Source organism: Pseudoalteromonas sp. CH_XMU1449-3, from assembly GCF_037027245.1.
Taxonomy (GTDB): domain Bacteria; phylum Pseudomonadota; class Gammaproteobacteria; order Enterobacterales; family Alteromonadaceae; genus Pseudoalteromonas; species Pseudoalteromonas shioyasakiensis.
Genome location: NZ_JAYMDY010000013.1, coordinates 15,655 through 29,010, shown reverse-complemented (window position 1 = coordinate 29,010; position 13,356 = coordinate 15,655). Strand labels below are relative to the sequence as shown.

Annotated in this window: 18 protein-coding genes and 1 tRNA gene; 16 read left to right on the top strand and 3 right to left on the bottom strand. The window is 42.4% G+C overall.

All coding sequences use genetic code 11. The features are described 5' to 3' along the window. The first annotated feature begins 5 nt into the window (after positions 1 to 5). From WA256_RS15595 to alr, 9 genes are all read left to right on the top strand, one after another. Positions 6 to 458, top strand: coding sequence for a GspH/FimT family pseudopilin (locus WA256_RS15595; protein WP_058583802.1), 453 nt, complete (start codon positions 6 to 8; stop codon positions 456 to 458). After that, positions 455 to 856, top strand: a complete 402-nt coding sequence (locus WA256_RS15590; protein WP_335992584.1) for a type IV pilus modification PilV family protein — start codon at positions 455 to 457, stop codon at positions 854 to 856. Before WA256_RS15595 ends, WA256_RS15590 begins: the two co-directional genes overlap by 4 nt. Beyond that, positions 853 to 1,377, top strand: coding sequence for a prepilin-type N-terminal cleavage/methylation domain-containing protein (locus WA256_RS15585; RefSeq protein ID WP_062565963.1), 525 nt, complete (start codon positions 853 to 855; stop codon positions 1,375 to 1,377). The genes WA256_RS15590 and WA256_RS15585 overlap by 4 nt, the downstream gene beginning before the upstream one ends. Continuing rightward, positions 1,370 to 3,118, top strand: coding sequence for a DUF7305 domain-containing protein (locus WA256_RS15580; protein ID WP_335992583.1), 1,749 nt, complete (start codon positions 1,370 to 1,372; stop codon positions 3,116 to 3,118). The genes WA256_RS15585 and WA256_RS15580 overlap by 8 nt, the downstream gene beginning before the upstream one ends. A gap of 142 nt (positions 3,119 to 3,260) precedes the next feature. Beyond that, positions 3,261 to 3,812: an RNA polymerase sigma factor gene (locus tag WA256_RS15575; protein ID WP_054554197.1), complete on the top strand. Its 552-nt coding sequence runs from the start codon at positions 3,261 to 3,263 to the stop codon at positions 3,810 to 3,812. Further along, positions 3,799 to 4,284 carry a hypothetical protein gene (locus tag WA256_RS15570; protein WP_082401718.1) on the top strand — a complete coding sequence of 162 codons (486 nt, stop codon included), beginning with the start codon at positions 3,799 to 3,801 and terminating at the stop codon, positions 4,282 to 4,284. The genes WA256_RS15575 and WA256_RS15570 overlap by 14 nt, the downstream gene beginning before the upstream one ends. 11 nt (positions 4,285 to 4,295) lie before the next feature. Further along, positions 4,296 to 5,237: a DUF4097 family beta strand repeat-containing protein gene (locus WA256_RS15565; RefSeq protein ID WP_062565962.1), complete on the top strand. Its 942-nt coding sequence runs from the start codon at positions 4,296 to 4,298 to the stop codon at positions 5,235 to 5,237. A gap of 291 nt (positions 5,238 to 5,528) precedes the next feature. After that, the gene (gene dnaB, locus WA256_RS15560) at positions 5,529 to 6,908 is read left to right on the top strand and encodes a replicative DNA helicase (RefSeq protein WP_054563398.1); all 1,380 of its coding nucleotides are present in this window, start codon (positions 5,529 to 5,531) and stop codon (positions 6,906 to 6,908) included. Continuing rightward, a complete protein-coding gene (gene alr, locus WA256_RS15555; protein ID WP_062565961.1) occupies positions 6,908 to 7,987 on the top strand; it encodes an alanine racemase in 1,080 nt (359 codons plus the stop codon). Before dnaB ends, alr begins: the two co-directional genes overlap by 1 nt. A gap of 5 nt (positions 7,988 to 7,992) precedes the next feature. Here alr and WA256_RS15550 read toward each other — a convergent pair whose 3' ends face one another. Then, entirely contained in the window at positions 7,993 to 8,232 is a 240-nt protein-coding gene (locus tag WA256_RS15550) for a DUF2960 domain-containing protein (RefSeq protein ID WP_054554201.1), read from the bottom strand. 115 nt (positions 8,233 to 8,347) lie between these two features. On the opposite strand from WA256_RS15550, the gene WA256_RS15545 reads away from it, so the two are divergent. The 3 genes from WA256_RS15545 to WA256_RS15535 are packed head-to-tail and all read left to right on the top strand — an operon-like array spanning position 8,348 to position 10,056. After that, positions 8,348 to 8,605 (top strand): YkoF family thiamine/hydroxymethylpyrimidine-binding protein, encoded by a 258-nt coding sequence (locus WA256_RS15545; RefSeq protein WP_054563401.1) that lies wholly within the window; start codon positions 8,348 to 8,350, stop codon positions 8,603 to 8,605. Between the two features lie 20 nt (positions 8,606 to 8,625). Then, a complete protein-coding gene (gene pnuC, locus WA256_RS15540) occupies positions 8,626 to 9,249 on the top strand; it encodes a nicotinamide riboside transporter PnuC (protein ID WP_058583797.1) in 624 nt (207 codons plus the stop codon). Continuing rightward, positions 9,250 to 10,056, top strand: a complete 807-nt coding sequence (locus tag WA256_RS15535; protein ID WP_062565960.1) for a phosphotransferase family protein — start codon at positions 9,250 to 9,252, stop codon at positions 10,054 to 10,056. It abuts the gene before it with no gap. Here WA256_RS15535 and WA256_RS15530 read toward each other — a convergent pair. Then, the gene (locus WA256_RS15530) at positions 10,053 to 10,235 is read right to left on the bottom strand and encodes a helix-turn-helix domain-containing protein (RefSeq protein ID WP_054563404.1); all 183 of its coding nucleotides are present in this window, start codon (positions 10,233 to 10,235) and stop codon (positions 10,053 to 10,055) included. The two genes, WA256_RS15535 and WA256_RS15530, sit on opposite strands and share 4 nt — an antisense overlap. A 219-nt stretch (positions 10,236 to 10,454) precedes the next feature. Between WA256_RS15530 and WA256_RS15525 the strand changes: the two genes are divergently transcribed. Continuing rightward, a tRNA-Arg gene (locus WA256_RS15525) sits at positions 10,455 to 10,529 on the top strand. A 62-nt stretch (positions 10,530 to 10,591) separates the two neighbouring features. Then, on the top strand, positions 10,592 to 10,813 hold the full coding sequence (locus WA256_RS15520) for a Rho-binding antiterminator (RefSeq protein WP_058583795.1): 222 nt from the start codon (positions 10,592 to 10,594) through the stop codon (positions 10,811 to 10,813). Here the strand turns inward: WA256_RS15520 and zntB are convergent. Then, entirely contained in the window at positions 10,808 to 11,779 is a 972-nt protein-coding gene (gene zntB, locus WA256_RS15515; protein WP_062565958.1) for a zinc transporter ZntB, read from the bottom strand. The two genes, WA256_RS15520 and zntB, sit on opposite strands and share 6 nt — an antisense overlap. A gap of 160 nt (positions 11,780 to 11,939) precedes the next feature. Between zntB and WA256_RS15510 the strand changes: the two genes are divergently transcribed. Further along, entirely contained in the window at positions 11,940 to 12,362 is a 423-nt protein-coding gene (locus tag WA256_RS15510) for an ATP-dependent zinc protease family protein (protein WP_054554208.1), read from the top strand. Positions 12,363 to 12,421: 59 nt separating this feature from the next. Continuing rightward, the gene (gene rimK, locus WA256_RS15505; RefSeq protein ID WP_054563407.1) at positions 12,422 to 13,327 is read left to right on the top strand and encodes a 30S ribosomal protein S6--L-glutamate ligase; all 906 of its coding nucleotides are present in this window, start codon (positions 12,422 to 12,424) and stop codon (positions 13,325 to 13,327) included. Positions 13,328 to 13,356 lie beyond the last annotated feature (29 nt).

Here is a 13,356-nt window from a genome sequence, read left to right as displayed (position 1 = left end):
CACAATTGCGTCGAATTGCAGGGTTTACCTTAATTGAGTTAATGGTTGTGCTGAGTGTTATTGGCATTATGGCAGCCCTTGCTTTTCCGTCTTTTAGCCAACAAATTTTGCAAGATCGCGTGGTAACAACTGCAAATCAATTAAATAGCGCTTATAAATTTGCACGCAGTGAAGCGGTCAAACGCGACAAACCTATTAACCTAGTTGTCAGTAATAATAGCTGGCAAGTGACCCTCAACGAGGGCGGGGTAGACACAGTTTTAAAAGAATTTTCGGTCACAAAAAGCGGTGTTACCGTCAATTTAGTCGCATTGGCTATTAGTGCTAGTGGCGAAGTTGATAAACAAGCTGAAATTTTAGTGAAAGATGAGCACACAAATACCACTGATTACGTGATGTGTGTGCTTAAAAGTGGCCAAAACTGGTTAGTAGAAAATTCACAGCGAGGATGTGCATGAATAAGCAGGCAGGCTTTTCATTATTAGAAGTGATGATTTCAGTGGTGATCGCTGGCATCGCATTATTAGGCTTGGCGGCAGCGCAGCTCAAATCGCTGCAATATGCAACCAATAGCTTTAATTACACCGTGTCACTTATTCAAGGGCAAAATACCATTGAGCGTTTGTGGCCGCGTATTTGTGAAATTCAAAAAACCAATACCGCACTTTTTCAAGACGCGACATTTAGAGCTTCCCTCGCGCCACAAGTGAGTGATTATCAACTGACAATCCCAGCTACTTACAGTGATGATATGCAAGTTAATGTGGCTTGGGTTGATAAGCGCATGATAGACAATGCAGAAAATCAAATTAGTCTAAATGCCAGTTTCCCTGATTTAACGGCGGTTTGCTCATGAATAAACACGTTCAGGGTTTTACCTTAGTTGAACTGATGGTGGCATTGGCAGCAGGCGCTTTTTTATTAGCTGGGGTGAGCTTGTCTTACTCGGCGATAAAAAGCACGATTGAAGTGAGTAAAGAGCTTGAAAACGCTCAAGAAGTGATTCGCTATACCAGTAAAGTATTCAACCGCAGCATAAAGCAAACACAACTAACACCCACCATAAGTGCAGATAAAAGCACAATTACTATTACTCAGCCAAGTGGTGTCATTGCTTGTGATGGCTCTGCGACAACTGCGCAGGTGGTTGAAGTATATAGCTTAAATGGTAGCAACTTAATGTGTTCACTCGATGGTGCGGCCTCAGAGCGATTACTGACAGGAATCGAAGCTTTGTCATTTGATATCGCCGGTGAGCTTGTCACAGTCACTGTAAAGCCAAATGATTTACCTGCGCAATTTGGCAATGGCATTAATATTGATATTGCGTTAACTAATGCAATATTAGTCAAAGCATACGGAGCTGGCAGTGTATAACAAACAAAATGGTTTCACCCTAATTACAGTGTTGATCTTAACCAGTATGGCCAGCATCGTGGTGCTTAGTTCGCTGCGTGAAAACATTGTTCAAGAGCGCTTAAGTGGTAACTTTCAAAAGAAATTAAACAGTCGCTTAATGGCTGAAAAAGGTGTGTTTGAACAAGCTAAGTTATTGCAACAAACCTTGAATGAGGAAGGTGTATTAGCGGTTGAAGATTTGATCAGTAAAACCAGTAATGCATCGGGCTCTGGTGTTATCGCTGATGATGCCATTTTTAATGCCAGTTTAAGTCAAAACGCTGCCGGTGAACTTGAAATTGCAAGCTTAGGGCAACGATTTGATGGTGATGCGCAAAGTAATTTAGTCGCCCGTTTTGCTGTACAAGGCGCGAAGGGAAGCTCGATTTTCACTAATGCGATGGTGGGCTGTAAAGGGGTTAACTTGTCGGGTAGTGGCAGTATCGATAGTTACGATTCGAGCAAAGGCACCTATGAAGAAACCAAATCTAATGATGGTGATGTTTCAACGATTGCTGGTGATTCAGATGTGGTGCTATCGGGCCATTCACCGATAAAAGGCGATGTAAAAGCAACCGGGGTTATCTACTTAAATGGTTCATCACCAATTATTGGTAATATCCATTCAAATACCGGCGTTTATATCTCTCCTGGCAGTGGTTTACGTGTTGACGGTAATGTCTATACCCGAGGTTATTATACCCACCGTGGTGGGACTGTTTCGGGGGTTGTGCGAGCCAATGGTGATGCGAAAATGCAGTGGTCAACATTCATCACTAATAGCCAAGGCGAAGCTCTGGATATTATGTATGGCGGCTCAGGCGATTTTAAAGACACCTACAATAATCAACAAGATGGTGTGCACTACAGTGATAGCAAGTTTAACGTAAACCCGAATGTAGAACCGATAACCGTTGCTGACCCAACAGCCCCCGATTATGACCCAACAAATCCAGACACCAGTTGCGACCCGTTAATTTTGCCAGAGAAAATGACAGACATCACAGATCAAGTGAGCAGTTATAGTTCTGTTTCGATTGGTCCTACGCAACAATTTAAACTTAATACTGAAAAGGGCTTTTTTAGTAGCGGTGGTAGCCAAGTAATTGTGCCGAGCCTTGCCGATATTTTCTTGTTTAACTCTAAAGCGCAAAACCAAGCCAATGGCAGTAATAGCAAAGAGTACATTTTTGCACTTGATAGACTCAAGATGACCAGTGACGGCAAAATGGAAGTTTCTGGTGGTGATGTTATTTTACTGATTGATGGCGACTTTTCGATGGAAGGGGATACTAGCCTAACAATTAAAAAAGACAGTAGCTTAACAGTGTTATTAACCGGAAAAGTAAATATTGGTGCAGGCGCAAAAGTCATTACTGAGCAAGAAGGATTAACCACCAGTGGCCATCCGTCGTTATCATTTTATTCATCATTTAATGGTGTAAATGGTGTGCAATTTAGTGGTGCTGCGAATTTATATGCGGCTATTTATGCCCCTTTGACAACAGTGAAGCTATCGGGCAGTGGTGAGCTGTTTGGTAGTGTGCGTGGCTCAACAATTACCGCAACAGGGGGCAGTGGTGCTCACTATGATGCGGGTTTATTACAAGTACAAAATGGCGGCACGCCTGCTTCTTCGGCACGTATCGTATTTTTAGGTTGGAGCTACAAAACCGCAGAAACAACTGAAGAAGAAAGCGAAGCATCACCTGGAGAATAACGCAAAGCCTCAAATAAAATTGTGTAAGCTCAATTATTTGTAGCTTACACAAAAAAAATTAATTTCATTTAAACCTTTTGAATCCCTCCTTACGTCTAATACACTAAATTCACAACAATAATCATAAAGGACAACATCCAGGATGTTGATAGATGCAGAACAAGCGTTCGCCCAGCAAAGTGAGCATGCCTTGATTGAGCGCGTAAAAAGCGGTGATCAAGCAGCCTATGCAACACTTTATGAGTTGCATGTGAAGCGGGTTTATAGCCTATGTTTGCGATTACTTGCTGACAAAGAGCACGCCGAAGATGCAACACAAGAAGTGTTTGTACAGTTGTGGCACAAAATCGCGAACTTTGATGGACGCTCACAATTTTCGACTTGGTTACACAGTGTTACCAGCAATATTGCGATTAGCTACATTCGCAAACATAAAAGCTGGTTTCAAAAAGTAGTGAGTTTTGAACAAAGCGGTATGGATGAGCAAAGCGCAGCAGATTGCGACGGCTTTAACGGCCTCGATAAATTAGTACTGAGACTACCTGAGCGAGCACGTATGGTGTTTGTACTCCATGCAATTGAAGGTTATCGCCATGAAGAGATAGCAAGCATGCTTGATATGGCGGTCGGTTCAAGTAAATCGCAATTTCACCGTGCAAGGCAGTTATTAAAAGAGTGGTATGAAAATGAGTAAGCCAGAATTTGAACAATTTTTAAATGACTCGCTTAACCATAAGCAAGATATTAGCCCAGACAAAGATCTCTGGCCCGGTGTTGAGCGAGCAATTGCAACAGGGCAATCAGAGCAAACTGATAAGCCAACCCATGGCTGGAATAAACTCGCTGCAGTTGCCGCTTGTTGTATTGCCGCACTATTGACCGTACAGCTTTTTGTTGGCCAAGGTGAGCCAAATAGCATGATGGCAATGAGCGATTATTTTACCAAGCAAAAGCAAGGTTTGTTGGTGCAGTATCAAAATCAACCTGCATTAACCGATAACTGGCAGCAACAACTAAAAGAGTTAGAAGAAGCCGAAAGTGCCATTAAGCAAGCACTTGAGAATGAACCTGAAAACCCAGCTTTATTACAAATGCTGTCGCAGGTTTATCAGCAACAATTGGACTTAATTAACAAGGTGCATGCACCGAAGTGGCAAACGATTTAGGAGTGACAATTATGAAATTACTAGCCTTAACTTTAGGATTACTGCCACTGATGGCAATGGCAGGACAAACTATTAATGAACAAATTGATGTACCTGCAAATAAACGTATTTTTATTGAAAACCAACGTGGTGATGTACGCATTGAAGGGTGGGATAAACCACAACTTAAAATCGAAGGTGAGCTTGACGATAAAGCACAAGGCTATCGTTTAGAGGTTGAAGGCAGCCGTGTTGAATTTATCGTAAAAATGCCGCGTAACTTAGGTGGCTGGAATAGCGGTGACGGCTCTCGATTGACCATTTACATGCCAAAAAGTAGTGAGCTTGAGTTTGCTGGGGTGAATGTCACAGTTAGTGCTAAAGAGCTTGAAGCAGGTGCAGAGATTGATACCGTCAACGGTGATATCACAGTGCAAGATATTAGCGGCAACATGAGCTTTGAAACGGTCAATGGTGATGTAAATGCCCACGACTTAAACGGTGATATTCGCTTTGAAACAGTCAATGGTGAAATTAACGATAAAAACTCGCAAGGTGCTTTACGCTTTACCGCGGTGAATGGCGACATTAAGTCAAAAACCAAAGCACAAGATGTTCGCCTTGAAAATGTAAACGGTGATATCGACTTTGCTTTTGATGCAATTAAAAAGCTGCGCATCAATACCGTAAATGGTGAAGCAGAAGTTCACATCAACAAGTTACTAGCAGATGCCAATATTCGTTTTGAATCAGTCAGTGGTGACGCCGAGTTTTACTTCCCAGCTGATGTATCGGCAAAGTTTGAAATTGAAGCTCACGCTAACGGTAAAATTGTTAATGAGCTCAGCGATGACAAAGCAACGAAGGCGAAATATGGCCCATCTAGCGACTTAGAATTTAGTATTAACGGTGGGGATGCTGATATCGAAATGGATACGATTAGCGGACGTATTGAACTTCGTAAACAGAAATAACGATTAGAGCTCACTCAATTACAATATTTCACTCAATTACAATAAAGCGGGAGGACTTCCCGCTTATACCAATCGTGTTAAGTTGTTGGTCTTAAATAGCGACAGATAAATGAAGTGATAACAAGGCAGAAATTTTGACATGTAGTTACTCTACTTTAGACATTTCTAACGCAGTTAGCGCTTTTTTAGCACGCTAGAATGACCAAATATTTAAGTCGATTGGTATTAACTATTTGCACAGCCTTAGCAAGTAGATAGAATAGAGCCATTCAATTTTAGTTTTGTGATGTTATGGCCAAACCAGATAAGCAAGTCGATACGTTAAAAGTCCCTCCCCATTCAATAGAAGCTGAGCAATCTGTTTTAGGTGGTTTAATGCTTGATAATCAAGCGTTTGACCGAGTTGCTGAGTTAGTGGTTGCGCAGGATTTTTATACCCGAACCCATAAGCTGATTTTTGAGGCTATGGTTAGTCTTGCTGAAGGCGGTGATCCAATCGATTTGATCACTATTTCTGAGAGCTTAGAGAAAAATAATCAGTTAAGTAGTGTTGGTGGTTTCGCCTACCTCGCTGAAATTGCTAAGAACACACCAAGTGCGGCGAACATTGATGCCTACGCGAATATCGTGCGAGAGCGCGCTGTTATTCGTGAAATGATTGGTGTTGCGAACGAAATAGCAGAAGCTGGTTTTAGCCCTGAAGGGCGTACCAGTCATGACCTGCTAGATTTTGCTGAAAGTAAAGTATTCAAAATTGCTGAGCAGCGTAGTAAAAGCACCGAAGGTCCACAAAACTTACACAGTATCTTAGAAAAAACCGTTGATAAGATTGAAGAGCTTTATCAGTCACCACAAGATGGTGTGACGGGTGTAAGTACCGGCTATGCTGACCTAGATAAAATGACGGCGGGTATGCAGCCTTCTGACCTTATCATTGTGGCGGCACGTCCATCGATGGGTAAAACAACCTTTGCGATGAACTTAGCCGAACACGCAGCCATGACACAAGATAAGCCTGTACTTATTTACTCACTAGAGATGCCTTCAGAGCAAATCATGATGAGGATGCTGGCATCGCTAGGTCGTATTAACCAAACTAAAGTTCGTACCGGTCAGCTAGATGATGACGATTGGGCGCGTCTGTCGTCAACCATGGGCTTGTTGATGGAAAAAGGTAAGATGTATGTTGATGATGCATCGGGCCTAACACCAACAGATGTGCGTTCGCGTGCACGCCGTATTGCCCGCGACCATGGCGGTATTAGTATGATCATGGTCGACTACTTGCAGTTAATGCGTGTGCCAAGCTTATCGGATAACCGTACCTTAGAGATTGCTGAAATCTCTCGTTCATTAAAAGCACTGGCAAAAGAACTGCAGTGTCCGGTTATTGCACTATCGCAGCTTAACCGTACCCTAGAGCAACGTGCCGATAAACGCCCGATCAACTCCGACTTACGTGAATCAGGCTCAATCGAGCAGGATGCCGACTTAATCATGTTTATTTACCGTGATGAAGTGTATAACGAAGACAGTACTGAAAAAGGCGTGGCCGAAATCATCATAGGTAAGCAACGTAACGGTCCAATCGGTAAAGTACGTTTAACCTTCCAAGGTCAATTTTCGCGTTTTGATAACTACGCGGGTCCAGCTATGGACGACGAATACTAATGCGCTTAGCCATTGCCGAAATCAACCTAAAAGCACTTGCTCATAATTTAGCACAAGTGAAGCGCTTTGCGCCTGGTTGCAAAGTAATGGCAGTGCTTAAAGCCAATGCCTATGGCCATGGCTTAGTTAAAATTGCTCAATACTTAAATGATGCCGATGCATTTGCGGTTGCTCGAATAGACGAAGCGCTAGCGCTACGTGCAGGTGGACTGACAAAACCTATTGTATTGCTTGAAGGTTTTTTTCATAAAGATGATTTACCTATCTTGCTTGCCAATAACTTTCAAACCATTATTCATGATGAAAATCAGCTCGCAACGCTTGAAAATACAAGCCTTGATGCACCAATTGCGTGCTGGTTAAAGGTGAATACGGGTATGCATCGACTGGGTATTGCGCCATCGCAATTTGAGTCTTTCTACAGTCGCTTAAAAGCAAGCCCGAATGCCCGCGATGACATTAAGTTAATGACGCATTTTTCATGCGCCGACGACATCAATGATGAAAAAACCGCTCAGCAAATTGCCTTATTTGACTCACTGGCAGATGGCAAAAGTGAGCAGCATTGCCTTGCAAACTCTGCTGGCATTATTGCTTGGCCAAAAGGTCATGGCGAGTGGGTGCGCCCTGGCTTGATGCTTTATGGTGTATCGCCAATGCTCAATGGCGTAGGGCAACAGCACGGACTAGAGCCTGTTATGCGTTTAACAACGCGAGTTATCGCGATACGCGATGTCGATGCCGATCAGTGTGTTGGCTATGGCGGACGCTGGCATAGCGATAAACCGACTAAGCTTGCGGTGGTTGCGATGGGCTATGGTGATGGTTATCCACGTCATGCTGAGCAGGGCACACCTGTGGTTATTAAATCACAACGCTATGGTATTGTTGGCAGTGTAGCGATGGACATGATCACGGTGGATATTGGTGATAACCGCGACAACATCAAAGTGGGTGATGAGGTGATTATGTGGGGGCCTGAGCTACCCGTTGAAGAGATTGCCCAGTGCGCAACAACTATTCCTTACGAGTTACTCTGTAATATCACCCCACGTGTGAGCTACGAGTATCAAGAGTAACTTTGTTACTCTTTAATAAAATACACGTCACTGAAACCCATTCGTGCGAATTCTTGGTCACGAAAGTTACGTACTGCTGCAGAGCCTTTTGAAGTCATTTCGACTTGCTGTTCCATCTTTAAATAATTGGTTAAATCAATGCCTTCAGCCGCAGCAATGGCATGGTACATATCGCGGTATTTATCTTTTGCAAAATTGATTTCGCGAGGCTGGTTTTTAAATTTGTAAGTGATGCGGCGTGCCATAATGAATCCTCAATGTTTATCGGGGCTGATTTTACACTAAAAAATAACCATAGCCATGACTTGTTAGTATAAGCGGGTTACAATGCAATACTTTTCAAAGACTCGGTAAATCATAATGAAACTTTCAGTAGAGATCAGTAAGTACCCACTACATCAAGACTACATTCCGTTTATCAAAGGTTTTATTGACCGTGTAAACAGTTACGAAGGTCTTAAAGTGATCACCAACACCTTATCTACTCAGATTTTCGGTGACTATGATTTAGTGATGTCTGTACTTAATACTGAAATCAAACGTTCTTATGAAGAGTTTGGTAAAGCTATTTTCGTCTGTAAATTCTTACATGGTGACTTGTCGCCTAGCGAAGACTAAACCCTAAAGTAGCGCGAGTTATGGAATTTTTAAGCGAAACCTTCTCTGGCTTTACTGCCATGTCGCATTGGGAATATATTGCCGTTGCCCTATCGATGGCGTATTTACTGTTAGCGATTAAAGAAAGCTTATGGTGCTGGCCAGCCGCGTTTGTGAGCACCTTTATTTATACCGTAATGTACTGGAATGGCGCACTGTTGATGGAGTCGCTCCTTAATTTTTACTACATGTATATGGCGGTATATGGTTGGGTGGTTTGGCGCAGGGGCATGAATAATAAAGATCATTTGCCCATTATTTCATGGTCGTTAAAGCGTCATGCGGTGATTTTGCTTGCCACCTCACTGGCCTCAGTTGCCATTGGTTTTGTGATGACCAATTACACTCACGCTGATTTTGCTTATTTAGACAGCTTTACCACCTGTTTTGCGGTGGTGACAACCTACCTTGTTGCCAAGAAGGTACTGGAAAACTGGTTGTACTGGATTGTGATTGATGCAGCATCTATGTATCTATACTTTGAAAAAGGGTATTACCCAACCTTAGTACTTTTCGTGTTTTACACCATTATGGCCGCGTGGGGCTTTAAAACCTGGTATGAAGAATACGAGCAGCATCAGGCTAAGCCGCTTGCACAGCTATAGATGAAAACTGAGCAACAAATTCACGCGCTTTTTACGCGCTTCAACTCACGTTTAGTTATCACCTCAATCAGCCCGCTGGTTGAGGGGCTAAGCAATGATAACTACCTGGTTAAAACAGCAAGCCAAGATTTCTTGGTTAAGCACTATCGCGACCATTGGCCGGCGATTGGCCTTGCAGCGCAAGCGCACTTTGCAAAGCAAAGCTGCTGCCCAGCCCCACTTTGGTTAGAGCAAGCAACCGATACGGCTATTTTCGAATACGTGGCAGGTAGTATTGCCAGCGGTGAATTTTGTAGTAGCTTATTGCCCGACTTAGTTAATTTACACCGTTACCCTGTGCTTACTGAACCTATGGATATTGCCTACGAAATTAACTACTACCAACAAACAGCGCGGTACCAGCAACATGCAGAGCTAATTAAACAGTCACTGGCTTATATTGCTTCAGTGCCTAAAGACATGGGTTTTTGTCATAATGATTTAGTGAAAGAAAATATCATTGTGAATGAGTCGGGTATGTTTTTAATCGACTTTGAGTATGCCAAAAGCAACGATGTTTACTTCGACTTAGCTGCGCTGGTAGTGAGCTTTGCGTTAAATGACGAGCAGCAACTGGCGTTACTTAAACGCTATCAAGCGTTAGTGTGCGAACATCATGAGTTTTACTTATCAGTTGAAAAGCTCGAGGCATTTCATGCGCTGTTTTTGCTTTTATGTATTTGTTGGTACGAACAACGTGGTGCGATGGATAAAGTGGCGCCACTGCTAATACAGCTTAACCACTTCATAGAAAAAGCTAAAAATTAAAGACCGCCAATTCGCTCGGCAAGTTCTTTATATTTTTTTACGTCTTCTGGATCAAACAAAGGTTCACCTTTGTCATCTTGTGATTTCGAGATCAGTAAATGCTCGCGAGCAAGACGTTTTACGCGTTCGACTTTTACACCTAAAAATTCCGCGACTTGCTCTGTAGACATTAAACTCATGATCAAATTCCCCTTACATGGCAATACTGCCACCTTGTTATTAATTTTATTAAGTATACGTTAATACCTTGGTTCTGCACGAAAGTGAAGTGTTTTAATGCAAATTGCTGAATTTATGTGCATATAAAGGCCTCGATGCTAGCATTTAGCACAAGATGCCATTATCATTGCCGGGTTGTCATGCTGATATCGCGAGTCAGTATTGACGACGACAAATGTGCTCTCGTGGTGAAATGGATATCACGTGGCCCTCCGGAGGCTAAGTTGCAGGTTCGATCCCTGCCGAGAGCGCCATTTGCTCTTCACTTTAATATCTTCTAAGCTCGATTAACTCCTCAAACAATTCCAAAAAGCTAATGACTTATCAACCTATCGCTTGTGGCGACTACGATAAATATGAATTATGGTGCATGCATAAATCTCTATTACGCATTACCTTAGTATCTGGTGAGCAGTTAGAAGGAAAAGCAGAGACCCTCAAAATACTCAACTCCGATGGTGAGCACCTGATTTTGGCAACAAAAAAAGGCGAACATGCCGTCCGCCTTGATTTAATTAAAAAGGTTGTCGCGTTATAGCCACTTCTTATTTTTAAAGTAAATGCCAATCCCAACAGTTAGCACCACCAAAAAAATAATAAATAAGCTAAATGCGTAAGGGCTTTCAGTGCCCGGAATACCGCCTACGTTTACACCTAGTAAGCCAGTTAAAAAGCCAAGTGGTAAAAACAGCGCTGCAACCACCGACATCACATACATGCGTTGGTTTAGTTGCTCAGATACTTGGCTTGTTATTGCTTGTTGAATAATTTGCGCGCGTTCAATTGAGCTATCTAGCTCTTCTAAATAACGGATCAACATATTGGTTGTTTCGTTTAAGCGTGCCTTATCGTCTTCATCTAACCACTTATATTTGTTGTTTAACAAAGTAATAAGCGCTTCTTTTTGTGGCCTTAAATAACGTTTTAACGCGATTGTTTGGCGGCGTATTTGTGCTAATGATTGATGATCAAAGCCTTTGTTTGGTTCATCAATTTCATCTTCAAAGCCATCGAGTGTGTCATCTAAACTGTCGATAACAGCTTGCATACGCGACGTTAAGTTTTGCGCCAATTGGCAAACTAACTCAGAGATTGAGCAAGGGCCATTGCCGCCATCAAACGATTCAACAACATCCTGCACCGATAATAAACGGCGCTTACGGGTTGTGATCACAATATTTTCGTTAATAAATAAGCGTAACGAGACCATGTCTTCTGGGCTTTGCGCAGGGTTTAGATTAACGCCACGTAAAAACAGCATATTACCATTAGTGACTTTGCTTAAACGCGGACGTGTTTCATCGGCAATAAGGGACTCAAGCTCGAAATCAGTTAATAAATTACTTTGCTCAAGCCAGTCAACGGCTTCAGCTTGGCTGTAGTCCATGTGCACCCAAAGTTTTCCGTGTTCGGGTTGCCAATTTTGCAGCTCAGTACTATTTTCAATAGCACGTGCACCGCCTTGTTCGTCTAAAATTAAGACATGAAGTAACCCATTGATCATATTGAACTCTCGTTTTACAAATAGTGGGATATGGTTGAGTATATACATTAGTATAGTCAAGACTATATTAATGAAATCGACTTATCGAGTGGATAAATATATTTCGTTGGTGTTTCTAGCTCTGTAGCGTATAAGACACTTTTTTATAGAGGGCACATTAATGAGCGCAAAAATTATTGTTGGCTGGCGAGAATGGCTTGGCCTGCCTGAACTGGGAATAGAAAAAATCAAAGCAAAAGTTGATACCGGAGCGAGAACTTCATGTATTCATGCTTTTGACATTGAGGAATTTTCAGAAAATGGCGAAGCATGGGTGAAATTTACTACCCATCCTCTACAAGACGATGTAGAAACAACGGTAGAGTGTCGCGCCAAAGTAGTTGAGCGTAAGTATGTGACCAGTTCAAGCGGTCAGCGTGAGCTACGCTACTTTATTGAAACAAAATTAGTCGCAGGAACCCAAAGCTGGCCTGTAAGGGTGACTTTAAGTAACCGTTCAACAATGAAGTTTAGAATGTTGTTAGGGCGTACAGCAATGGAAAATCGCATAGTCGTTGATCCGGCTTTATCTCATTTATTATAGGAAAAGGACTTATCACACGTTGCTACGTGTATGAGTTTATCAGTTAAGGTTTTTAACTTATGAAACTTGGTATTTTATCTCGCAACCAAAATTTGTATTCAACACGTCGCTTAATTGAAGCCGCAGAGCAGCGTGGCCACGAAGTGAAAGTAATTGATGCACTTCGTTGTTATATGAACATCAATTCAGAGCAGCCTGAAATCCATTACCGTGGTGAAAATTTAAAAGATTTTGATGCTATCGTGCCGCGTATTGGTTCGTCAGTAACTTTCTATGGCTGTGCGGTATTACGTCAGTTTGAAATGATGGGTGTATACCCTGTCAATGAATCTGTGGCGATCACTCGCTCGCGCGACAAGTTACGTTCACTTCAGCTACTCTCTCGTAAAGGTGTGGGTATGCCAGTGACAGGCTTTGCAAGTAAACCAGATGACGTAAAAGATTTATTAAGCATGGTGGGTGGCACGCCAGTCGTTATTAAGCTACTTGAAGGTACCCAAGGTATCGGTGTGGTATTAGCTGAAACACGCAAAGCCGCAGAAAGTGTAATTGAAGCGTTTATGGGCTTAAAAGCCAACATCATGGTGCAAGAGTATATCAAAGAAGCGGGCGGTGCTGATATTCGCTGCTTTGTATTAGGCGATAAAGTAATTGCCGCGATGAAGCGTCAAGCGCAAGAAGGTGAATTCCGTTCTAACTTACACCGTGGTGGTAGTGCGACGTTGGTTCGTATTACTCCAGAAGAAAGAAAAACAGCTGTTGCTGCAGCTAAAGCGATGGGTTTAAACGTAGCAGGTGTTGATTTACTTCGCTCTGCTCGTGGTCCATTGGTGATGGAGGTTAACTCATCACCTGGTCTTGAAGGTATTGAAGTTGCAACCGGTAAAGACATTGCAGGCATGATTGTCGAGTTTATTGAAAAAACAGCGGCATCAAAGAAAACTGCAACTCGTGGTAAAGGTTAAGAAAATAAGCGCTCTATTAAAAGGAAAAG